Source organism: Niallia circulans, from assembly GCF_003726095.1.
Classification (GTDB): domain Bacteria; phylum Bacillota; class Bacilli; order Bacillales; family Cytobacillaceae; genus Niallia; species Niallia circulans_A.
The window spans coordinates 1,742,343-1,763,741 of the sequence record NZ_CP026031.1 but is presented as its reverse complement, the minus strand read 5'-3'; the positions used below and the strand labels follow the sequence as shown (position 1 = coordinate 1,763,741).

Below are 21,399 nucleotides of genomic sequence, written 5' to 3'. Positions count from 1 at the left end.
AATAAAACTCCGAACAATTATATGTATATCCTAAAAATTCGAATAATTGTTCTGGAGTTTTATTTCATTTAAGAAAGAAAGTGTGTGGTCATCATCTGCAGACTGAATACATTTCGCTTTCCATAGGACGAGCGCCGATCCACTTCGTTATTTCGAACTACTAAAAACCTATATAATGAATAAATTTTCAGATAAATGATATATAAATAGAGATGCTTAATCATTATTTAACTTATCAGTTATATCCCACAATAGACCAACAATAACTCCTAAAAAAATAGATATTCCATATAAATGGGTCATATCAGTAGTGCTAATAATACTTAATCCAGTATGGACTACCCATCCCGCTACTCCTCCAGCGATTACACTCACAAATGTTAAGTTTCCACTTCTCCTTTTAATATTTTTTTTCAAACTGTACACTCCTTTAATAGCTTTTTCCTATTAGTATTAAGAGAATATTTGTATAACCTAAATCTCCAAAAGATTAAGAACAATTCTTTAACATTCTATTTTATTTTAACATAAATTTACAAAAAACTTGTTTGAAAATAAGAATTATATAAGAAGTGAACTTTAGTGTACTTAGTATGAATATCCATAATCAGCCATACATAAGAAAGAAAATATAAAAAATCCAATATGAGGTCTGCTAATGGTTATGTTTTTTTACGTTTACCCCTTAGACTCGATATCCATTTTTTAGGATGTTTTAATTACCCTAGAATAAAATCAGAAAGAATGTAGACAATATATCTTGTCTCTTTCCAATTAAAATCAGCTATTGGCACATACATAAGAAAGATATGCATTTTTCTCTATGTATTCTATAGTTCTAACCTTTAACATGTACTCATAAGTTGAAAGAGAAGATTGGAGAGGGACAGATAGGAAACTTGTGTGGAGAGTATTCTATATATCTTTGCAGGCGATTAAAACATACATAGAATGCTGATAAGCGAATAGAATAGTGAGTTAAGCGCTCTTGTAAAGAAATCTTCTCTTCTTGTGGAATTCTTTATAACGATTGGTATGATATTTTATCAACCAAAAGCGAATAGATAGTATTCAACAGAACACGATCATAAATAGAATGTCGGGCACGGACAGAATAGGAGGATACCAAATGGGAGACTATATTAGGAGGATTCTTATAGCTGCTATTATGCTTTTGTTCATCAGTTTATTATTTTTAGGAGGGAAGCATTCTCAAGCACAGTCTTTCTCCTTAGCGGAACGAACAAAAACGTGGACTTGGCCCAGTGAAGGAATTATTACGGATACCTTTAATACTAGAAATGGTGCACATAAAGGAATAGATATTGCAGGAAATTTGGGAGAAGACGTTTATGCAGTTGATGAAGGAATTGTAACCAGATCTTATTATTCCCAATCTTATGGAAATGTTATTTTTGTTAAACATAAAAATGACCTTGAAACGGTCTATGCTCATTTGAATAAACGATTCGCAAAGGAAAAGCAATTGGTAAAAAAAGGAGAAGTAATCGGTGAAATGGGCAATACAGGACAGTCTTCTGGCGTTCATTTGCATTTTGAAATACATAATAAAGAGTGGACTATTGCAAAGGAAAACGCTATTAATCCAATTTTAGTTTTAGGAGAAGTAGAGGTAGGACAGACAGTGAAAATAGCTGTGGAAGAAGAGAGTGAGGCAGCCATAACAGAGCGATCCGAAAACCTTCCCCACAGACCACATGCGAACTTAGTTCACGAGGAAGAAAAGAAGTTAGAAAAAGAATACATAAGGAGAAGTATAAAGGAAATGGAAATTAATATAGAAGAAGATAACTCGGAATTATCGACGATACCCTACAAAAAAGCAAGTATTTATTTGAAAAGTAGTAAGTATCTTTTATTTTAGAAGACACAAGTGAGGATTATACATAAAAACTATATAAAGAAAGGTAAAAAAGTGAGCTTTTCTGAGTGATGAACCACGAAAAGAGTTCACAAGATACTATGTTCTAGTAATGAATAAATATAATAGTATTTTGTGAATTCTTTTTGAGTTTAAATGACAATATTTGTGAATTTATGAACAAAGTTTGAATTTATAAGCAAACTTCTTCACAAATATTTATTCTTTAGGGTATAATAACTTATGTAATAAAACAAATTAATATTGGTCTATCTTCGGGGCAGGGTGAAATTCCCGACCGACGGTGATGAGTTTGTACTCAAAGTCCGTGACCCTACTACGGTAGGTTGATTTGGTGAAATTCCAAAACCGACAGTAAAGTCTGGATGGGAGAAGATGGAGGTTCTGCAATCGTTCAAATTATCTATTAAGAACGTTTATTAAGTTTGCGTACCTTTAATTACTCCCTCAAGTCTCTAGAGCTTGAGGGTTTTTTATTTGGTGCATTCCTAATAAATTGCTGAATCTTTCTTCTTAGGTAGATGGATCCTAATTAGAAGGAGAGAAGAAAATGAAGAAAAAAATGAATGTAAGAAAGTATGTTTTAATTGGGATGATGAGTAGTTTAGCATATGTGCTAATGATGCTCAAATTTCCGATCCCACCTTTTCCAAGTTATTTAAAAGTTGATTTTAGCGATATTCCAGCTTTAGTTGCTGCACTTATTTTAGGTCCAGGGGCTGGAATATTAGTTGAGTTGATTAAAAATATATTAGATTATTTAATAACCGGAAGTGATACTGGAATTCCTGTTGGTCATTTCGCGAATTTTATCGCTGGAATTTCTTTCATCTTACCGACTTATTTTATGTATAATGCAATTAAATCCAAAAAAGGAATGGCTATCGGCTTAGCCCTTAGTATTATCATAATGACAGGATTATTAAGTTTGTTTAATTACTTTATTATGTTGCCATTCTATAATACATTAATGAAAATACCGACTGATACAACTTTATTAAAACAAACGGTTCTTTCAGCGATTATTCCATTCAATTTGTTAAAAGGAGTAATCATTTCTATCATTTTTGCATTAGTATTTTCAAAAATGGGTGTATGGATTAATAAACAAATCCCTTCCAGAAATGTTTAATCAAGAAAAACAGTTCAGTGTCTATCTGAACTGTTTTTTTTATGGCTCGAACCGTTAAATATAAAAGAACAGAAAGGAATTATTATCCCTTTCTGTTCTGTGTATGATAAAGAGCACTATTCGAATTTAAGAGGATCTCCATCAAAGGATTCGTCGCTCACTTTAATCGAATCTGTCGGACAACCTTCAAAAGCATCTAACATATCATCTAATAATACTTCAGGTACTTCCACTGTTCCTTGATTATCATCTAACATAACGAAAGCAATCCCTTCGTCATCGTAGTCATAAATATCAGGTGCCGCTGCTCCGCAAGCTCCACATGCAATACATGTGTCTTTATCAACAATTGTATATTTTGCCATGAGTAAAAAAACCTCCAGTGTTATTCATACGGAGTATATACATGACTAGCATACTCCTTACTATTATCTTATTGTAAGACTGAATCTTTAACTTTTCAATATAAAAGAAAGATAAAAAGTAGAAAATAAGAACTACCTTTCTTAAAATAGTCAAAAATTCAAACGCTTCCCAATGTATTTAAAGTCCTTTTCATTGAAAAATATGTGAAGGATGTGTTATCAAATTACACTATAAAATAAAATTCATGGTAAAATATAAGAAATGTTACAAACAAATTTCAACAAAATTTGTCAAACTGAAGGAAGATGAAAATATGTCCTTTTTTAAAATGATCATTTTAAAGTGTCTATATAAAATGAATGGAGAAAGAACTATTTACTCTATTCTTCATATATTAAATGGAAAAAAGTCATCCCAAACCATCCAAGATATCCATATTTTTCAGCTGACCTCCCTATTTCAGTCATTCCCTTTATTAACAAGAGAGCAACTGGATCAAATAATCTATACTTTACATAAGGAAGAATGGCTGGAAAAAACAGGAGAAAATCATTATTTTGTTAAAAATGATAGAAAGCTAGAATTAGAAGTATTACTGAAGGAAAATCCATTTCCTAGATATTTGAAAGGCTGGAGATATCATTCAGTAACTGGGCCATATTGGCAAAGACTTTCTTTATTTGTACAAGTTACTTCTCACTTATCGAAAAAAAGTAATCACTATATGCCGATACAAAGAAATCCTGCAACACAACTATGGTTGAAGGATACTTTATATACTATGTCGTCTATAGATAGAAGTAAAATGAATCACTATCTCTACCAAGAAATAGTTAACTGTCTGGAAGAGAGTGAATTAGATCCTTTACTTCTTATTATCCGACTAACCGGAAGTGATAGAATAGGTCTAACTTCAGAGCAAGCAGCAATAGAATTGGAACTAGATCCTTACTATTATCAGTTATCTTTCCTTGCTATTCTTCATTACATGATAGAAAAAATTCTATCTGATAAGGGGGAGTTTCCACTGTTAAGTCAAATGATTAAGGAAGGTAAGAAACCATTTACACTTACGGAGTCAACGGCTAAAACATTTAATTTAATTCAAAAGGGGTTAAGTATCGAGCAAATTGTTCGCGTGAGAAATTTAAAACAAAGTACAATTGAAGATCATATTATTGAAATACTGTTGAATGTGCCTAACTTTCCTATGGCTAATTTAGTGAGCAGTGAGAATATAACAAAAATCAAAGCATGTATGGAACAATCGCCTTCTAAATCTTTAAAGGTAATTAAGCAGCAATTAGCAGATGTTTCCTACTTTGAAATACGTGCAGTGATGGCAGGATACGGTGATTTTTCATGAATTTAGAAGCAATCTTAAAAAAGTACTATCAGTTAAGTGCTTTTCGAGGTGGGCAAAAAGAAACGATAGAATCCATTCTTAACAAGAGGCACACATTAGCGATGCTGCCAACAGGGACAGGAAAGTCTTTGTGTTATCAATTAGCTGGCAAGCTTTTGGAGGGAACGGTAATTATTATTTCTCCTCTCTTGTCACTCATGCAGGATCAAGTGGAGCAAATGAAAATGAAAGGGGAAAAAAGAGTCGTTGCTTTAAATTCCTTTTTGAACCCGACAGAAAAGAATAAAGTATTACGCCAAATTAAGCAATATAAGTATATCTTTATATCCCCAGAAATGATTTCATTTCCACATATCATTGACCAGCTGCAAAAAATGGAAATTAGTCTATTCGTTATTGATGAAGCCCATTGTATTTCCCAGTGGGGATACGATTTTCGACCAGATTATCAAAAATTAGGGGAGATTCGACAAAAATTAAATAATCCCTTAACTTTAGCTCTAACCGCAACAGCAACGGAAGCAGTTCGTGAGGATATTATAAAGTCCTTACATCTAGAAATGGTAGAAGAAATCATTTATTCTGTCGATCGAGCAAATATTGCTATAAATATAGAAGAAGTCTCACACGTTCAAGAAAAAGTGGACAAGCTTTTAGAATATATTCAAAGGCTTGATGGGCAAGGAATTGTGTATTTCTCTAGCAAAAAGCTAGCTGAACAAACAGTAGCTTTTTTAAAAGAGAAATCTTCCAAACGAATAATGGCATACCATGGCGGGATGACACAAGAAGATCGTATTCTTGTTCAACAGCAATTCCTAGCAGGACAATTAGATGTTATTTGTGCAACAAGCGCCTTTGGGATGGGGATTAATAAGGAAGATATTCGTTTTATTATTCACTATCATCTGCCAACACAATTAGAATCCTACCTTCAGGAAATAGGCAGAGCTGGTAGAGATGGCAATCCGAGTGTTTCCATCATCCTGTATACTCCAGGCGATGAGTGGATTGCTTATCAGTTAATTGAATCGGAATTGGCAGATGAATTACAAATCAATCAGTGGAAAGCACGCTTAAAAAATTTCCCTTCATTTGAAGCATGGCAGAAAAAAGAGGGATATCAATTAGAAATGCTATTTACCGAGACCCAATGGCGCGTGTTGGAGTCTTATATTGAACCGAATAATAAAACGATCTCCGAGCTATTGCATTCTCTAAAATTATATAATGATTTTAGAGAAAATCGGGTAAATGAAAAAAGACGTAAAGTGCAAGACCTAATGGAATGGCTACACTCTATATCTTGCCGGAGAAGGTATATATTAGAGTATTTCGGAGAAAAGTACGAAAGCAAAGAAAATGAAAATTGCTGTGATAGATGTGGAATAGAGTTATCCAATTTCTATCATAAAAAAAGCATGGAGGATGACGAGGTACTAGTGGATTGGAAGAGTCAGCTGGCATTTATTTTAAATATAAAAAAGTAGGATATATAAATGAATAAAGCAAAATATACGGCCCTAATTAATCAATTGTCAGACCGAGACTTAATAAAAAATGTGTATATAACACAATTTATTCTCCTTATTGTCGCTTTCATACTGTATACTTTTATTTTTCAATCGAAACCTCCGTTAACAACAGTATTTAAGTATGAACAGACAGATTTTATCATTGGTTTAATAGCAGGATTAGCAATAACAGGAATAGATATATTCTTGATGATACGATTTTCTAAACATTACCACGATGATGGTGGCGTGAATAAGCGAGTCTTTCAAAATAGGAATCCTTTTCATATTGCATTCATAGCATTAATGGTAGCATTTAGTGAAGAAATACTATTTAGAGGAGTAATCCAGACGAATTTAGGACTGCTGCTAAGTTGTCTCCTTTTTGCTATGATGCATTACCGCTATTTATTTAATCCTTTTTTATTTATGAATGTCATATTGGTAAGTTTCGTTATCGGTATCTTATTTGAAGTAACAGAAAATCTCTGGGTGACAGTGATTATGCATTTTCTTATTGATTTCCTACTCGGTTGTATTATTCGATTTAAATTATTTCAAAAGAGTTGAGTATATCAAGGGAAATGTCTATGGAATAACCGCTCCTTTTAGTTGGGGATTTTATGGGGAATTGTAAGGATGGGATGTTTATGAAAAAAGAGGATCCATATAGAGTTCAGGCAGAATTACAGAAACAAAGATTAAAGAAAGTGACAAGTGATGAAGAAGTACCAGTTACAGAGGAAAGAGAAGAATCTTCCCTCCCATCAAGAAGTACTGTTCACAAAAATAAGAAGAAAAAAATAAAGATACCAATTATTAGCTTGTTAGCATTTTTATTTATTTTACTACCAGTAGCTTTATTATTAATATTAAATGGTAAAGATATTTCCAATCTTTTATCAACAGAGAATACTTCAGGAGTATTTGAAAATGTAAATATTCAAAAAGGGTACTCACCTAATAATAAAACAACACCTGACGATAGTGACAATAATCAAGACGAACTTGTAATTGAAAGTAATTCAACAGTGAAAAAAGAAGAAATTCCTGCAGATAAATTCAAAGAAAAAGCTGATGAAAATGTAAAAGAAAAAGAAAAGAAAAAAGAAGCAGAGAAACAAAAAGAGCAAAAAGAACAAAAAGAACAAAAAGAACAAAAAGAAGAAAAGCAACGTTCAGAGAAAAAGGTAGAAAATGAGCCGAAGCAAAAAGAAGAGGAATCAAGTCAAACTAATCCTAATGAAAAAATTGTGTACCATACGGTTGCAAAGGGTGAAAATTTATATCGAATAGCTTTAAAATATTATCCCAATGGAGATGGTATGGGGAAAATCAAAGCAGCCAATAATATGACAACAGATCAAGTGCAATTAGGGCAAACGCTAAAAATTATCATGGAACCATAATAACTTATTCTAACTTGTCCTTCCTCCACATATAGTTAAGTAAAGGTGTTGGAATTATTGTTTATACATACAACGCTTGGTAAATCAGACTTGATGTGCTATTTAAAGGAGGAAGTGACTTTGGAACGATCAATCTTCCCTGAAAGATATGATTTGGATGGAACGACGAAAAAGGTTCTCCTAAAAATCATTGAGAAAAAGAAAAAATATGATAAATTAAAAAATCGGCATTTGTTTATTATGTGGTTTACTATTTTTGCGTCATTTTGTTATTTTATTTGGTTGTATAAACATATAGCTATCCCATATTCTCATTCATTTGCAGTCATGTTTTCTGTATATGTAGAAGAGAGTGCAAATTTATATCTCTTATTTCTGTTGATTGGAGCATTTGGGTATATGAATGTCATGAGACAAAAAAGAGACAAAGCAGAAAAGGAATACCATGACTTACGCTGTGAATTTATTGATAAAAGCAAAGATTTATTCGGAAATAGTGAGACTTGGAATGTTCGGCATGAAATTTATAATACAATCAAAGAATCATATGACATTAATTTATTCCATCAAGCGAAGTGACAATTAGTTATGTGGGAAGATTACATATCCTCTTACTTGTTTAAATATCTGCTTTATATCTTATATCTATAAGTAGTTAAGTTGAAAAAAGCGGAAATATAATTAAATAGATAATACTCAGTTCCAGCACAAAAAATAATTATTAGGAAAAACGGAGCAGACTAAAATACACGTAGACTCTTATGGGAGCTTGCGAGAAAGTCCCCGCAGGAACGCAGAGGAAAATTGGCGCTCGTCTCTTGGAAAGCGAAGTGTATTCAGTCTGCTTATAATGACTATATGAATAAAAAGTTGAAACAGTCATACGAAATATTGTTGGTATATCTAAGCATTTCTCTCTGAATGGAAAACTTGTGACCCTGCACTGTATTTATATAAAGAAAACACTAAAATATCTTCCGTTGGGCACGATCTTCTTTAATAATTTCTACTGCTTCTCTAAATCGTTGCGAGTGGACGATTTCTCTTTGTCTTAGAAAACGAAGGCTATCATTTAAATCTGTGTCATCACTCATATTAATAATCCATTGATAAGTAGCTCTCGCCTTTTCTTCAGCTGCTATATCTTCATACAGATCTGCGATGGGATCTCCTTTAGCTTGTATGTACGTTGCTGTCCAAGGATTTCCAGCAGCATCATGGTAGAATAAGGCGTGGTCATGATTGACATAATGGTCACCAAGTCCAGCAGCTTTTAGCTGATCTGGAGTGGCATCTTTTGTCAGTTTATAGATCATAGTCGCAATCATTTCTAAATGAGCAAATTCTTCTGTTCCTATATCTGTTAATAACCCAATAACCCGATCAGGTATGGAGTACCGCTGATTTAAGTATCTTAATGCTGCTGCTAGTTCTCCGTCTGCCCCGCCATATTGCTCAATCAAAAATCTAGCAAGCATAGGATTACAAGTACTTACTTTAACAGGATATTGTAATTTTTTTTCGTATATCCACATATGGTTTCATTCTCCTTTATCGCAAAATTATTTAGAAACATATTTTTTATACTTGCCAAGGCCAAGGAGCAGCATCCCAATCCCATGGGGAACCAGATGGGCTATTTCCAAATTGTAATAAAGGGCCAAAATTATTTTCATATATTTTTTTGAATTTTTCTCTTTCTTTTACATAATGGTTAAATTGATTTATGGCATCTTGATCATAATGATGAGTATCTAAATATAAAGTAAGTTCAACTAATACAAAGTCTACAGCTTGAAGCTGTTCTAATAATTGATAATATTCTGGTGGCAACTGCTTCATTGACTTTTCACTCCCTTTTCGTTTTTTCATATGGGCTGAAGTATGGGTCATAAAATGCCTTCCATAAGGTTCCTGCTTTTAATGCTTCCATAGGACTAAATTGGGGCAGATGTGGTGGCTGAAAACCTAAAAATAAATTAGGCGGTGTGGAAAAAACCTTTGTTTTTATGGGGGGGCAAGGATCAAATGGACTGATATAAGGGTGATATTCTCTATAAAATGAAGACATAGAATTCCCTCCTTTTTTTTTATTTACTTTACATCTTATGTTGAAAGATTTAGTTACATGCTTGCTTTTAATAAAGCAGCAAATTGGTTTTGGTTTAAGTATGAATAGATGAAGGGAAGGAAAAAGAGAAGCTGAAATTCTTGAGTAAATAACTTATCATTCGGAGCTGTATAGATGGGAAGTGAATATAGAAAAATTTTCTTGAAAATGGTATTTCGTGTAAGAGATGTATTAAAATATAAACATTATCCTTATTCAGATGGAGAAAGTTAGGGGGACTTTATGATATATGTACTTGTTGGATTTGTTTTGCTTGTTTTGGTAGGGATTGCTTTAATTTTACATATGAGAAAAATGGCAAATGAGAACCATGTTAAATATGAAATGTTTTATTTTCCTAATTTCCCTGCTTCCTTCCGTGAAATCACTCTTTTCTTTATTTCAGATATTCATAGAAGATCAATTGATGATTCTGTTATTAACGAGGCGGTGAATGAAGCTGAGATAGTGATAATAGGTGGAGATCTTTTAGAGAAGGGAGTAAAGTTGGAGAAGACACGTGACAATTTGCGGAAGTTAAAAAAAATCGGGCCTGTTTATTTTGTCTGGGGAAATAATGACTATGAGATAGACCGAGATGTTTTGGAGACTTTATTAATAGATGAAGGTATTATTTTATTGAATAATAAAGCAATAACTTTTCAATCTGCAGATGGGGAAAGCTGGTCCTTAGTCGGTATCGAAGATTATTCATTAGAATATGATGATTTAGAAAAAGCGTTAGAGGAAGTGGAGGATAGTGATTTTAAAATATTAGTCAGTCACAATCCGAAAATAGTGGAAAAGATGGAAGAGAATGAGCAGATTTCCTTAGTGTTAAGTGGCCATACCCATGGTGGCCAAATTCGAATTTTGGGATTTGGTCCATACGAATTAGGAGGAACGAAAGTAATTGGAAATACAACTATATTTGTCAGTAATGGATATGGCACGACAAGCATTCCATTAAGGCTCGGCGCACATCCAGAAACACATATTATCAAAATTCAACATAAACAAATGGATAAATAAATTTCCAACATGGATGATGATTTGGCCAACATTTCTTTTTGAATGCTTGGCTTTTATATATCATCCTCCACTTTGTAATATTACTCACCGATTCCTGCTTTCTTTCATAAACTGAACTAAGAGTTTTTTCAAGGAGCAGGCAGGAGGCGTAGTCATGCGTTTGGAGAGATTAAATAGCAACAGAATTAAAATCCATCTGACCACAGATGATTTGTATGAACGTGGATTGACCAAGGAAGATATATGGAAAGACTCGATAAAGTGGCAGTATTTTTTTCATGAAATGTTAGAAGAAGCAAATGACATATTTGATATGGAGATACACGGATCGGTAGCAGTTGAGATATTTTCCATGAAAGCACAAGGAATGGTAATGATCTTAACAATAAGTGAAAATGAATTGGATACGGAAGAATTATTATCAGAGGGCTTTTTAGAGATGCAAGTGACGGTAGAAGAAACAGTGGATATATTATATGAGTTTACTGATATAGAATATGTAATTGATGCGGTAAAACAGTTAGAGCAAAATAATTTTAAGGGTGGTTCTTTATATAATTTAAATGAAAGGTATTATTTATGTTTTGTCGATATTTCTTCATTTAAGGAAGAACAAATTATCGCTATTCTAAGTGAATTTGGAGAAGCGAGTTTAAAAAGTATATATGTTATTGAAGAATATGGGAATGTCATCAAAAAGGATAATGCCATTGAAACATTAGTACATTTTTTTTAATCAGCCATTTTCAAGGTAGAACAATTCCAATTTTTGAAGTTAATCTCAGATAACGGGGATATAGGAACTTCGACGGAGTTTGGAATTATCTATCTTTTTTTGTGTGTTTAAAGGGGATTTTGTACATAAAAATTTCTTAGTTGATGATTGGTAAAACTTGTTGAAAGTGTTAAAATGGAATGGGGAAGATACATAATAGTATTTCACCACTAGATTTTTGTTTAGCCTCAGGAAAAGCTGTATGGGAAAGTGTAGAAGAAAAAGGAATTAATGATAATTAAATGAGGGTGAGGTAGGACAAAGAATCGTTTAATTGAATATACTGATACTAGCAATGGGGAAAAAACAGTTTATCACAGTAAAAAAAGAATATATTATGGAATGAAAGCCTTCTGAAAGGAAGGGATTCGTATAAATCTAAATAAGTAAATAAATGATCTTGCATAATGTAAGTAAAAGTGTATACTGTGCTTAGAATTAGCAAATAAAATTGTATTTATGTTTTGCATTCTATTGAAGCTAAATAATTATTCTTATAAAGAAGAACTGCAGTGGATAACTACAAGTAGTTTTTTAGGAGGATTTATTAATGGTAGCCAACAAATCTAATGAGAAGAATCATGTAGAAGAGCAACACGATGTTTTGAAATCAACACAAACAGTAATTCATAAAGCTTTAAATAAACTTGGATATTCAGATGAAGTTTATGAATTATTAAAAGAGCCGATTCGAATGATGACAGTCAAAATTCCAGTGCGGATGGATGATGGGACTGTAAAAATCTTCACAGGCTACCGCGCTCAACACAATGATGCCGTGGGACCAACAAAAGGAGGAATTCGTTTTCATCCTAATGTTACGGAAACAGAAGTGAAAGCACTTTCTATTTGGATGAGTCTAAAATGTGGAATCGTTGATCTTCCATATGGTGGCGGAAAAGGAGGCATTATCTGTGATCCACGTGATATGTCTTTTCGTGAATTAGAAAGATTAAGCAGGGGCTATGTACGAGCAATCAGCCAAATTGTTGGACCAACTAAAGATATTCCAGCTCCAGATGTTTTTACTAATTCACAGATTATGGCATGGATGATGGACGAGTATAGCCGAATTGATGAATTTAACTCCCCTGGATTTATCACAGGAAAACCACTTGTATTAGGTGGTTCACAAGGAAGAGAAACTGCAACGGCTAAAGGTGTTACTATCTGTATACGAGAAGCTGCAAAAAGAAGAGGGATAGAGATAGAAGGAGCGCGTGTCGTCGTACAGGGATTTGGGAATGCGGGTAGCTTTTTGGCTAAATTTATGCATGATGCTGGAGCGAAGGTAATTGGTATTTCGGATGCATACGGTGCTTTACATGATCCTGAAGGATTAGATATTGACTATTTACTAGATAGACGAGATAGTTTTGGCACTGTTACAAACTTATTTAATAATACCATCTCAAATAAAGAATTATTGGAGTTGGATTGCGATATTTTAGTACCTGCTGCGATAGAAAATCAAATCACAGAACATAATGCAGATAATATTAAAGCAAGTATTGTAGTAGAAGCGGCGAACGGACCAACTACATTAGAAGCTACTCGTATTTTAACAGAAAGAGGAATTTTATTAGTTCCAGATGTATTAGCTTCAGCTGGCGGAGTAACTGTTTCTTATTTTGAATGGGTCCAAAATAATCAAGGGTATTATTGGACAGAGGAAGAAGTGGAAGAAAGACTGGAAAAAGTAATGAGTAAGTCCTTTAAAAACATTTATGATACTGCCAAAATACGTCGAGTTGATATGAGGCTGGCAGCATATATGGTGGGGGTTAGAAAAATGGCGGAAGCATCTAGATTCCGTGGTTGGATATAAATTTGATTAAATCTATTGCTGATTTTACAAAAATCTCCTATCCTTATAGGTAGGGGATTTTTTATATTGGACCTTTTTTGAGGGACGCCTTTTCGATTATGAATCATCTAATAGCTAAAAAAGAATGCATGATAGTAAAGCAAGGATTTTTTTAGAAGGGGCTAACCTTTTTGTAAAATGTTAGGAGTGACTATGTTGAAACGAGAAGAAGCAATTATCATTGGTGCTGGTCCCTGTGGTTTAGCAGCAGGGATCGCTTTAAAGGAAATAAATATAAATCCGTTAATCATTGAAAAAGGAAATGTTGTAAATGCCATACATGGTTATCCTACTCATCAAACTTTTTTCAGTACAAGTGAAAAGCTGGAGATTGGGGATGTCGCCTTTTTAACAGAACAATATAAACCAAATCGGAATCAAGCATTAGTCTATTATCGCGAAGTGGTTAAAAGAAAAGATCTTCGTATCCATGCATATGAAGAAGTATTAGACGTTCAGAGAACAGACGGAACAGACGGACAGGAGTTTATTGTAAAAACGAAAAAAGAGGAGTATATCGCTCCTTATGTTATTGTTGCTACTGGTTATTATGATCATCCCAATTATATGAATGTTCCAGGCGAAGACATGGATAAAGTAATGCATTATTTTAAAGAGGCACACCCTTATTTTAATCATGATGTCGCAGTAATTGGCGGGAAAAATTCAAGTGTGGATGCTGCGATCGAGCTAGTAAAAGCTGGTGCAAGAGTAACAGTTTTATATAGAGGGAGCGAATATTCCACTAGTATCAAACCGTGGATTTTACCAGAATTCGAGTCTTTAGTCCGCAAAGGAATTATTAAAATGGAATTCCATGCAAATGTTGTCGAAATAAAAGAGGGATCTCTTCTGTATGAAGTAAATGGAAAGCTTCATGAAATAAAAAATGACTTTGTTTTTGCAATGACCGGCTATCATCCTGATCATGCATTTTTGAAAAAAATGGGCATTGAAATTGAGAAAGAAACAGGAAGACCTGTATTTGATTCGGAAACTATGGAAACAAATGTGGAAGGAATATTTATTGCTGGGGTAATTGCTGCTGGAAATAATGCGAATGAAATCTTTATTGAAAATGGTAGATTTCATGGTGCGCAAATCGCAAAGGCTATCCAAGAAAAAAATAAATGAGACCGTGCAACTCTTCTATAGGGGAAAAGGGGAAATAAAATGTTGGCGATTTTTTCAGCCGGACTTGCACCAGGTTTAGCGTTATTAAGCTATTTTTATTTAAAAGACCAATACGGTTCTGAGCCAATATCACTTGTTATGCGGTCTTTTATTACAGGGGCACTTCTTGTGTTTCCTATAATGTTTATCCAATATGTTATTCAAGCTGAGAATGTCATTCCAGAGGGAATTTGGAGTTCCTTGCTTACCACAAGCTTATTGGAAGAATTTTTTAAATGGTTTATTGTTTTTTATACAGCGGTGAAGCATGCTGATTTCGATGAGCCTTACGATGGTATAGTCTATGGGGTTGCCGTGTCCTTAGGATTTGCTACGATGGAGAATATTTTGTATTTAGTGGCAAATGGACTAGAGTATGCAATCGGAAGAGCCTTGCTTCCTGTATCTAGTCATGCCCTTTTCGGGGTTATTATGGGTTATTATTTTGGAAAAGGTAAATTTATTGTTCCTAGAGGGAAATGGCTTGTCTATTCCTTGCTTGTTCCTTTTCTGCTTCACGCTATATATGATTATATTGTCTCTTTAGAGAAAAATTGGCTTATCTTCATCACCCCTTTTATGTTTTATTTATGGTGGTTAGGCCTTAGAAAGGTGAAAAGTGCTAGAGAACTAAGTAGCGAACCTATTCGAAAAATGACGGGAACCTAAATAAGAATAACGTAAAGGATATATTTACCATGAAGAAAGAGGAATGGTTAAAATCCTCTTTGGAATAAGCATTTATAACATCTAGCATGTAAGAAAGAAGAGTGATGTCATTCACTCTTCTTTTTTTTTGTATAAAAAACCAATTGCTACAAAAAATACAGTTAATGTTAATAGTAATTAGTTATGGGGGTAATAAGCATGAATAAAAAGTTTTTACTCACAAAAATATCAATCAGCCTTTTTGTTATGTCAGGACTACTAGTATTTCCTTTCGCCGAACAAAAAGTACATGCTTTTTCCAATCAGGTTATTCAGCATGGAGCGGTAGGAGATGATGTTATTGAATTGCAATCAAGACTTCAATATGTAGGATATTATAATGGGAAGATTGATGGAGTATTTGGTTGGCAAACTTATTGGGCACTAAGGAACTTTCAATATGAATACGGTTTGCCGATTGATGGATTAGCCGGTACGAAAACGAAAAATAAGTTAGCAAGTGCAACAAAATACAATGAGCAATTTGTCAAGGAACAGATAAATCGCGGGAAAAAGTTCTCTCATTATGGAGGAGTAGATTTAGAAAAGCAAAAAATGCCTTCTTCGAACAAAAGCAAAGCAAAAAAGCAAAATGATACAGCACAAAAGAAAACAAATAATAACGATCAAGCATCAAAACAAAAAAATGCAGCTGGAAACAACAATACGACTAATAAAAGCAGTAATCAAGGGGCAACTAATAACGACAATGCTCCCCAAAATACTACTAATACAAATGGCGGAGAAAATACAACGGGGAAAAAACCAACTGCAGCTAATGTTCCAAATGGTTTTTCACAAAATGATATTCAATTAATGGCAAATGCTGTATATGGTGAAGCAAGAGGAGAGCCATATGTAGGACAGGTAGCTGTAGCATCAGTAATTTTAAACAGAGTTAATAGTTCAACATTTCCAAATACCGTATCAGGCGTAATCTTTGAGCCGCGTGCCTTTACAGCAGTTGCAGACGGACAGATTTGGTTAACGCCAAATGAACAAGCAAAAGAGGCAGTTCTAGATGCAATAAATGGGTGGGATCCTACTGGAAATGCTCTGTATTACTTTAATCCAGATACAGCAACAAGTGGATGGATCTGGGGTCGACCACAAATTAAACAAATAGGTAAGCATATATTCTGTAAATAGTGGGGTGAGACAATGTTAAGAGGAATATTAATAGGAGTATTAACACTCGGTGTCGCAGGGGTGGCCTTTTGGGGCTATCAAGAACATAAAGAGAAAAATGCTGTATTATTAAACGCAGAGAATAACTACCAGAGAGCTTTTCATGATTTAACTTATCAAGTAGACCTACTTCATGATCAAATCGGGACAACTTTAGCAATGAATTCACAAGAATCTCTGTCTCCTGCATTGGCAGAAGTATGGCGAATTACTTCAGAAGCCCATTCAGATGTAGGTCAATTACCATTGACATTATTACCATTTAATAAAACAGAAGAGTTTTTAGCGAATATCGGAGATTTTAGTTATCGGACAGCAGTCAGAGATTTAAATAAAGAACCGTTATCGGATGAGGAATCCAAAACGTTAACAAAGCTGTATAAAGATGCAGCAGACATTCAAGATGAATTACGAAACGTGCAGCATTTGGTACTAGAAAATAATCTTCGCTGGATGGATGTTGAAATGGCATTAGCTACCGATAAACAATTGGATAACACCATTATAGATGGGTTAAAAACGGTAGAAGATAAAGTAGAAGGTTATCAGGAAACAAGCTTTGGTGTGACAAATGTAAATATGGAAAAGAAAGATGAAAACTTTAAAAATTTAAAAGGCAAGACAATAACAGAAAAAGAAGCCAAAGAAATCGCAAAAGAATTTGCAGATTTTAAAAATCCTGTTGATGTAAAAGTTACAGGAAATGGTAAAGGATCAAACTATGGTTTTTATAGTGTTTCTCTTAAAGAAAAGGGAACAAATGTAGAAGCTAGCATGGATATCACGAAAAAAGGCGGATATCCAATATGGTCAATTGTTTCTCGAGAAGTTAAGAAAGATAAAATAAGTCTAAATGAAGCAAGTAATCAAGCAGTTGAATTTTTAAAAGAACATAAATTTAAAAATCTAGCGTTATTTGAAAGTATGCAGTATGAAAATATTGGTGTGTTTAATTTTGTCACTGAAATAGATGGAGTGAAGATTTATCCAGATAGTGTCAAAATGAAGGTTGCATTGGATAATGGAAATATCATTGGTTTTGCAGCAGAGGATTATTTAAAGGCAAATAAAGAAAGAGAAATAAAAGATCCGGTTATTTCCAAACAAGATGCACGAAAAAAAATTAATAAACAAGTAAAAATAATGGATGATGGATTGGCAATCATCTTAAATGACATGAATGAAGAAGTATTATGTTATGAATTTATCGGGACATTAGGTGAAGACACTTATCGAATTTATATAAATGCTGATAATGGAGTGGAAGAGAAGGTAGAGAAGTTAAAAAATGCTGAACCTGTATATGAAGAAGTTGTGTAATTAGAAAAGAGCTGTCAACAAACTTTAATAAAAGTCTGTTGACAGTTTTTTAATTATAGGTACATAGAATTAGAATTACTGTGTTGTTAATGATGGAATGGACGGTATTGCCAAATATAAAACATTCATGCAATAATGATACATAAAAGTAGGTATTTTGGTATAAATAACTGGATTCGAACGTTAGGTCTTTAGGTCTACTTAAGATTTTCTAAACGAACTACATAATTTATATAGAAAAAATAAGATCAGTAGCATTAAAACGTTTATATAAATAGGAAGGAAAGTGTGAGATAAAGTGATTTCAATAGGAGACACATTAGTCATTGAACCGATTCATGGCGAAACAAAAGTAGAACAGTATAAAAGTCGTATTTTAGGAGTCGAGGAGAAATCAATCAGTATTGAATATCCAATTCACCTTGAAACTAACAAGCTTGTTTTTCTCATGAATGGAGCTCAGTTAAGGATTAACTTTGTAACAAACGAAGGTAATGCTTATTTATTTCATTCAGAAGTTATCGGTAGGAAAAAAGAGAATAATGTTCCCCTGCTAATCCTTTCGCTACCTCCTGATGATCAAATGATTAAGATTCAGCGAAGACAATTTGTAAGGATTGAAACAAGTGTTGATATGGCTATCCATCCTTTCGAGAAAGAGAACAATTTAGAACCATTTACAACTGTTTCTCTGGATTTTAGTGCAGGCGGAGCTGCGGTAATAGTTCCGAAACATATAAAACTTCAGCAAAATAGTAAAATTAAAGTTTCAGTAGTCTTACCTTTACAAAATGGTGAGTATAATTATCTACATTTATCTGCGAAAATAAAAAAAATCTTCGAATACAACGAACAGAACTATAAAATGGCTATCGAATTTTTGGACGTCGATCCCGTTGATCGACAATCCATGCTAAGATTCAGCTTTGACCGTCAACTATCACTGAAAAAGAAAGGGCTTGAAATTTGAATAAAGGCATGCATTTACTCCGATACTATTCCTATAATCTAAATATTACATGAGTCTAGCTTTGTTTATAAGAGCAGTAGAAAAAGGAGTTGCATGGAGTGAAAACGGTTGAAAGAATTTTATTAAAGATTATCGCCCTTCAAATTGTCTTTTTTATTATTGGGCAAATGCTTCATACTTGGGATTTTATACCGGAAATAAGAACAATCACTCAATATGAAGGTGTCATGGATTCGAATTTTGTCTCCTTTCTTGAGACCTTCGGTAGATAAGGATGATTATTCATAAATTGTCCTATCCAAAGAGATAGATAAAAGAGAGGATTTAATGATAAAAAATCGAAAGAATATGTTAAAATAAAAGAAAGTGAAGCCGTAAAAGCAAAGCTTTCTCTCCGTATTATTAATGTTGTTTCTCTTTTGTTAATGGGACTAGCTATGATTTCCCATTCCTTTTAGAGGAGAAATAGAATAGGAGAATTTTTTAATAAGTTAATTGGTATATTTGAGCCAGTAGTTCAGGAGGATTTATGGAAAAGAAAATTAGCATTGCAATTGATGGACCTGCAGCAGCAGGAAAAAGTACTGTTGCAAAGATTGTTGCGGAACAATTAGGATACATTTATATTGACACAGGTGCTATGTATAGAGCATTGACCTTTAAAGCAATTAATCATCATTTAAATTTAGAAGATGAAAAAAGTTTAATAAATATGTTAAATGAAACAGTTATTGAGCTTTTCCCAGGTGAACATGGTCAACTAATTTTTTTAGATAACAATGATGTCACAAAGGAAATTCGTTCAAGTGAAGTAACAAACTCTGTTTCCATTGTTTCTAAACATAAGCTCGTAAGGGAAGAAATGGTAAGAAGACAACAAATGTTTGCTGTAAACGGCGGGGTGGTAATGGATGGTAGAGATATTGGTACCCATGTGATTCCGACCGCTGAAGTAAAGGTCTTCCTTTTAGCTTCTGTTGATGAAAGAGCAATTAGAAGACATAAAGAGAATGTATCAAAAGGTTATCATTCAGACTTAGAACAGTTAAAACGAGAAATTGCTGCAAGAGATAAATTAGACTCAGAACGTGAAATTGCTCCATTGAAGAAGGCGGACGATGCGATTGAATTGGACACAACTTCTTTATCCATAAATGAGGTAGTCGAAAAAATTATGGAGCTAACTAGAGAAAAAATAAGTAATTAATGAAAACGAAAGCAAAAATCACTTAATCTTTCAAACTAGTCTAGTGTTTCTTACTTGACAAAAAAAGAAGTTTGTAAGAACTTTAAAGAGAAGGTTTCTTATAAATCGTATGCATGATTAATTTATTTTCGGTTGCCTAAACATTCTTTCGAGAATGTTTAGGCGCTATAGAGTCGAAGGAGGAGTACATATGTCTGAGGAATTAAATGATGTAGTTGTAAATAATTATACTGTCGGAGACGTAGTAAGTGGTCAGATTACGAAAGTGGAAGAGAAACAGGTGATTGTTGCAATCAGCGACAGTAAACTCGATGGGATTATACCAATAAGTGAATTATCTAGCCTTCACATTGAAAAAGCGAGTGATGTAGTAGCTGAAGGAGACAAACTTGAGTTAGAAGTAATTAAAGTGGAAGAAGATGCTCTGGTTTTGTCAAAAAGAAAAGTGGATGCGGAAAAAGCATGGGATCAGCTTGAAGAGAAGTTTAATTCTGGCGAAGTGTTCGAAGCAGAAGTAAAAGACGTCGTAAAAGGCGGACTTGTGGTTGATCTTGGTGTCAGAGGCTTTGTTCCTGCTTCCTTAGTAGAAGCTCATTATGTAGAAGATTTTTCTGATTACAAAGGGAAGATCATTTCTTTTAAAATTGTAGAATTGGAAAAAGACAAGAGTCGCCTTATATTATCCCACCGTGCAGTTGTTGAGGAAGAGAAAAATAAACAAAAACAAAACCTCCTTGACTCAATTGAAGTTGGCGAAACACTTACAGGTACCGTGCAAAGAATTACAGATTTTGGTGCTTTTGTTGATTTAGGCGGAATTGATGGATTAGTTCATATTTCTCAATTATCTCATGATCATATTTCTAGTCCGACAGATGTAGTTCAAGAAGGGCAAGAAGTAAAGGTGAAAGTATTAAGTGTTGATCGTAATAATGATCGTATCTCTTTATCTATTAAAGAAACACAACCAGGACCGTGGGCAGACATTGCAGCGCGTGCTGAAAAAGGTAGTGTTCTAGATGGAACTGTAAAACGTATTGTTTCCTATGGGGCTTTTGTTGAAGTATTCCCAGGGGTTGAAGGTCTTGTTCATATATCTCAAATTGCCCATAAGCATATTGGAACACCTCACGAAGTATTAAAAGAAGGACAAGAAGTCCAAGTAAAAGTTTTAGATGTGAATGAAGAAGAACAACGCCTTTCTTTAAGTATTAAAGAATTAACAGAAAAAGAAATAGACGAAGAAGAAGTATATGAACTTCCTGAAGAATCAAAAGGTTTCCAATTAGGAGATATGATTGGTGAGCAATTGAAAAAGTTAAAAAATTAATGTTATATAATCAAGAGGTGGCCATTTTG

General features: G+C 33.7%; 23 protein-coding genes and 1 riboswitch. Of the genes, 18 read left to right on the top strand and 5 right to left on the bottom strand.

Going from position 1 to position 21,399, the window contains the following annotated elements:
• Positions 1 to 216: 216 nt before the first annotated feature.
• Entirely contained in the window at positions 217 to 417 is a 201-nt protein-coding gene (locus C2I06_RS08425; protein ID WP_123257857.1) for a hypothetical protein, read from the bottom strand.
• Positions 418 to 1,129: 712 nt separating this feature from the next.
• On the opposite strand from C2I06_RS08425, the gene C2I06_RS08420 reads away from it, so the two are divergent.
• Together C2I06_RS08420 and C2I06_RS08415 are read left to right on the top strand one after the other, a co-directional pair.
• On the top strand, positions 1,130 to 1,885 hold the full coding sequence (locus C2I06_RS08420) for a M23 family metallopeptidase (RefSeq protein WP_123257856.1): 756 nt from the start codon (positions 1,130 to 1,132) through the stop codon (positions 1,883 to 1,885).
• A gap of 264 nt (positions 1,886 to 2,149) precedes the next feature.
• Positions 2,150 to 2,284: riboswitch (FMN riboswitch) on the top strand.
• 169 nt (positions 2,285 to 2,453) lie between these two features.
• Complete coding sequence (locus C2I06_RS08415) at positions 2,454 to 3,035, top strand: ECF transporter S component (protein WP_047940335.1); 582 nt, start codon at positions 2,454 to 2,456, stop codon at positions 3,033 to 3,035.
• Between the two features lie 116 nt (positions 3,036 to 3,151).
• Here C2I06_RS08415 and C2I06_RS08410 read toward each other — a convergent pair whose 3' ends face one another.
• A complete protein-coding gene (locus C2I06_RS08410; protein ID WP_047940337.1) occupies positions 3,152 to 3,400 on the bottom strand; it encodes a ferredoxin in 249 nt (82 codons plus the stop codon).
• 314 nt (positions 3,401 to 3,714) lie between these two features.
• Between C2I06_RS08410 and C2I06_RS08405 the strand changes: the two genes are divergently transcribed.
• From C2I06_RS08405 to C2I06_RS08385, 5 genes are all read left to right on the top strand, one after another.
• Complete coding sequence (locus tag C2I06_RS08405; RefSeq protein ID WP_164463644.1) at positions 3,715 to 4,767, top strand: YpbB family protein; 1,053 nt, start codon at positions 3,715 to 3,717, stop codon at positions 4,765 to 4,767.
• Positions 4,764 to 6,257, top strand: coding sequence for a RecQ family ATP-dependent DNA helicase (locus C2I06_RS08400; protein ID WP_123257855.1), 1,494 nt, complete (start codon positions 4,764 to 4,766; stop codon positions 6,255 to 6,257). Before C2I06_RS08405 ends, C2I06_RS08400 begins: the two co-directional genes overlap by 4 nt.
• 9 nt (positions 6,258 to 6,266) lie before the next feature.
• Positions 6,267 to 6,851, top strand: a complete 585-nt coding sequence (locus tag C2I06_RS08395) for a CPBP family intramembrane glutamic endopeptidase (protein ID WP_095331791.1) — start codon at positions 6,267 to 6,269, stop codon at positions 6,849 to 6,851.
• Positions 6,852 to 6,931: 80 nt separating this feature from the next.
• Positions 6,932 to 7,690 (top strand): LysM peptidoglycan-binding domain-containing protein, encoded by a 759-nt coding sequence (locus tag C2I06_RS08390; RefSeq protein ID WP_164463643.1) that lies wholly within the window; start codon positions 6,932 to 6,934, stop codon positions 7,688 to 7,690.
• Between the two features lie 120 nt (positions 7,691 to 7,810).
• Positions 7,811 to 8,269: a DUF2663 family protein gene (locus tag C2I06_RS08385; protein ID WP_123257853.1), complete on the top strand. Its 459-nt coding sequence runs from the start codon at positions 7,811 to 7,813 to the stop codon at positions 8,267 to 8,269.
• 386 nt (positions 8,270 to 8,655) lie between these two features.
• On the opposite strand, the gene C2I06_RS08380 is transcribed toward C2I06_RS08385, so the two are convergent.
• Genes C2I06_RS08380 through C2I06_RS08370 form a run of 3 tightly spaced genes read right to left on the bottom strand, consistent with a single transcriptional unit; the run spans position 8,656 to position 9,761 of the window.
• Positions 8,656 to 9,225, bottom strand: a complete 570-nt coding sequence (locus tag C2I06_RS08380; RefSeq protein ID WP_095331797.1) for a manganese catalase family protein — start codon at positions 9,223 to 9,225, stop codon at positions 8,656 to 8,658.
• A gap of 46 nt (positions 9,226 to 9,271) precedes the next feature.
• The gene (locus tag C2I06_RS08375; RefSeq protein ID WP_047940343.1) at positions 9,272 to 9,532 is read right to left on the bottom strand and encodes a spore coat protein CotJB; all 261 of its coding nucleotides are present in this window, start codon (positions 9,530 to 9,532) and stop codon (positions 9,272 to 9,274) included.
• 7 nt (positions 9,533 to 9,539) lie between these two features.
• Positions 9,540 to 9,761, bottom strand: a complete 222-nt coding sequence (locus C2I06_RS08370; RefSeq protein ID WP_095331799.1) for a spore coat associated protein CotJA — start codon at positions 9,759 to 9,761, stop codon at positions 9,540 to 9,542.
• A gap of 282 nt (positions 9,762 to 10,043) precedes the next feature.
• Here C2I06_RS08370 and C2I06_RS08365 point away from each other — a divergent pair, with 282 nt between their 5' ends.
• From C2I06_RS08365 to rpsA, 11 genes are all read left to right on the top strand, one after another.
• The gene (locus tag C2I06_RS08365; RefSeq protein WP_123257852.1) at positions 10,044 to 10,832 is read left to right on the top strand and encodes a metallophosphoesterase; all 789 of its coding nucleotides are present in this window, start codon (positions 10,044 to 10,046) and stop codon (positions 10,830 to 10,832) included.
• A 154-nt stretch (positions 10,833 to 10,986) separates the two neighbouring features.
• The gene (locus C2I06_RS08360; protein ID WP_095331803.1) at positions 10,987 to 11,568 is read left to right on the top strand and encodes an adaptor protein MecA; all 582 of its coding nucleotides are present in this window, start codon (positions 10,987 to 10,989) and stop codon (positions 11,566 to 11,568) included.
• A gap of 589 nt (positions 11,569 to 12,157) precedes the next feature.
• Entirely contained in the window at positions 12,158 to 13,435 is a 1,278-nt protein-coding gene (locus tag C2I06_RS08355; RefSeq protein WP_095331805.1) for a Glu/Leu/Phe/Val family dehydrogenase, read from the top strand.
• 195 nt (positions 13,436 to 13,630) lie between these two features.
• Positions 13,631 to 14,608 (top strand): YpdA family putative bacillithiol disulfide reductase, encoded by a 978-nt coding sequence (locus C2I06_RS08350; RefSeq protein WP_123257851.1) that lies wholly within the window; start codon positions 13,631 to 13,633, stop codon positions 14,606 to 14,608.
• Positions 14,609 to 14,647: 39 nt separating this feature from the next.
• Positions 14,648 to 15,316 carry a glutamic-type intramembrane protease PrsW gene (prsW, locus tag C2I06_RS08345; RefSeq protein ID WP_095331809.1) on the top strand — a complete coding sequence of 223 codons (669 nt, stop codon included), beginning with the start codon at positions 14,648 to 14,650 and terminating at the stop codon, positions 15,314 to 15,316.
• Positions 15,317 to 15,562: 246 nt separating this feature from the next.
• Entirely contained in the window at positions 15,563 to 16,504 is a 942-nt protein-coding gene (gene sleB / locus C2I06_RS08340) for a spore cortex-lytic enzyme (protein ID WP_235850306.1), read from the top strand.
• Positions 16,505 to 16,516: 12 nt separating this feature from the next.
• Entirely contained in the window at positions 16,517 to 17,863 is a 1,347-nt protein-coding gene (gene ypeB, locus C2I06_RS08335; protein WP_123257850.1) for a germination protein YpeB, read from the top strand.
• Positions 17,864 to 18,161: 298 nt separating this feature from the next.
• Positions 18,162 to 18,833, top strand: a complete 672-nt coding sequence (locus C2I06_RS08330) for a flagellar brake protein (protein WP_095331815.1) — start codon at positions 18,162 to 18,164, stop codon at positions 18,831 to 18,833.
• 98 nt (positions 18,834 to 18,931) lie between these two features.
• Positions 18,932 to 19,105 (top strand): DUF5359 family protein, encoded by a 174-nt coding sequence (locus C2I06_RS24950; protein ID WP_163186170.1) that lies wholly within the window; start codon positions 18,932 to 18,934, stop codon positions 19,103 to 19,105.
• Between the two features lie 257 nt (positions 19,106 to 19,362).
• Positions 19,363 to 20,040: a (d)CMP kinase gene (gene cmk, locus C2I06_RS08325; RefSeq protein WP_095331817.1), complete on the top strand. Its 678-nt coding sequence runs from the start codon at positions 19,363 to 19,365 to the stop codon at positions 20,038 to 20,040.
• 190 nt (positions 20,041 to 20,230) lie between these two features.
• Positions 20,231 to 21,370, top strand: a complete 1,140-nt coding sequence (gene rpsA, locus C2I06_RS08320; protein ID WP_095331819.1) for a 30S ribosomal protein S1 — start codon at positions 20,231 to 20,233, stop codon at positions 21,368 to 21,370.
• The last annotated feature ends 29 nt before the right edge of the window (positions 21,371 to 21,399 follow it).

Excerpts from the sequence above, each read along its gene's own strand:
- C2I06_RS08380 (WP_095331797.1), bottom strand. The coding sequence starts at position 9,225 with ATGTGGATATACGAAAAAAAATTACAATATCCTGTTAAAGTAAGTACT.
- C2I06_RS08405 (WP_164463644.1), top strand. The coding sequence starts at position 3,715 with ATGTCCTTTTTTAAAATGATCATTTTAAAGTGTCTATATAAAATGAAT.
- C2I06_RS08410 (WP_047940337.1), bottom strand. The coding sequence starts at position 3,400 with ATGGCAAAATATACAATTGTTGATAAAGACACATGTATTGCATGTGGA.
- C2I06_RS08395 (WP_095331791.1), top strand. The coding sequence starts at position 6,267 with ATGAATAAAGCAAAATATACGGCCCTAATTAATCAATTGTCAGACCGA.
- C2I06_RS08375 (WP_047940343.1), bottom strand. The coding sequence starts at position 9,532 with ATGAAGCAGTTGCCACCAGAATATTATCAATTATTAGAACAGCTTCAA.
- cmk (WP_095331817.1), top strand. The coding sequence starts at position 19,363 with ATGGAAAAGAAAATTAGCATTGCAATTGATGGACCTGCAGCAGCAGGA.
- C2I06_RS08420 (WP_123257856.1), top strand. The coding sequence starts at position 1,130 with ATGGGAGACTATATTAGGAGGATTCTTATAGCTGCTATTATGCTTTTG.
- C2I06_RS08415 (WP_047940335.1), top strand. The coding sequence starts at position 2,454 with ATGAAGAAAAAAATGAATGTAAGAAAGTATGTTTTAATTGGGATGATG.
- C2I06_RS08360 (WP_095331803.1), top strand. The coding sequence starts at position 10,987 with ATGCGTTTGGAGAGATTAAATAGCAACAGAATTAAAATCCATCTGACC.
- sleB (WP_235850306.1), top strand. The coding sequence starts at position 15,563 with ATGTCAGGACTACTAGTATTTCCTTTCGCCGAACAAAAAGTACATGCT.
- C2I06_RS08390 (WP_164463643.1), top strand. The coding sequence starts at position 6,932 with ATGAAAAAAGAGGATCCATATAGAGTTCAGGCAGAATTACAGAAACAA.
- ypeB (WP_123257850.1), top strand. The coding sequence starts at position 16,517 with ATGTTAAGAGGAATATTAATAGGAGTATTAACACTCGGTGTCGCAGGG.
- C2I06_RS08365 (WP_123257852.1), top strand. The coding sequence starts at position 10,044 with ATGATATATGTACTTGTTGGATTTGTTTTGCTTGTTTTGGTAGGGATT.
- C2I06_RS08370 (WP_095331799.1), bottom strand. The coding sequence starts at position 9,761 with ATGTCTTCATTTTATAGAGAATATCACCCTTATATCAGTCCATTTGAT.
- C2I06_RS08400 (WP_123257855.1), top strand. The coding sequence starts at position 4,764 with ATGAATTTAGAAGCAATCTTAAAAAAGTACTATCAGTTAAGTGCTTTT.
- prsW (WP_095331809.1), top strand. The coding sequence starts at position 14,648 with ATGTTGGCGATTTTTTCAGCCGGACTTGCACCAGGTTTAGCGTTATTA.
- rpsA (WP_095331819.1), top strand. The coding sequence starts at position 20,231 with ATGTCTGAGGAATTAAATGATGTAGTTGTAAATAATTATACTGTCGGA.
- C2I06_RS08355 (WP_095331805.1), top strand. The coding sequence starts at position 12,158 with ATGGTAGCCAACAAATCTAATGAGAAGAATCATGTAGAAGAGCAACAC.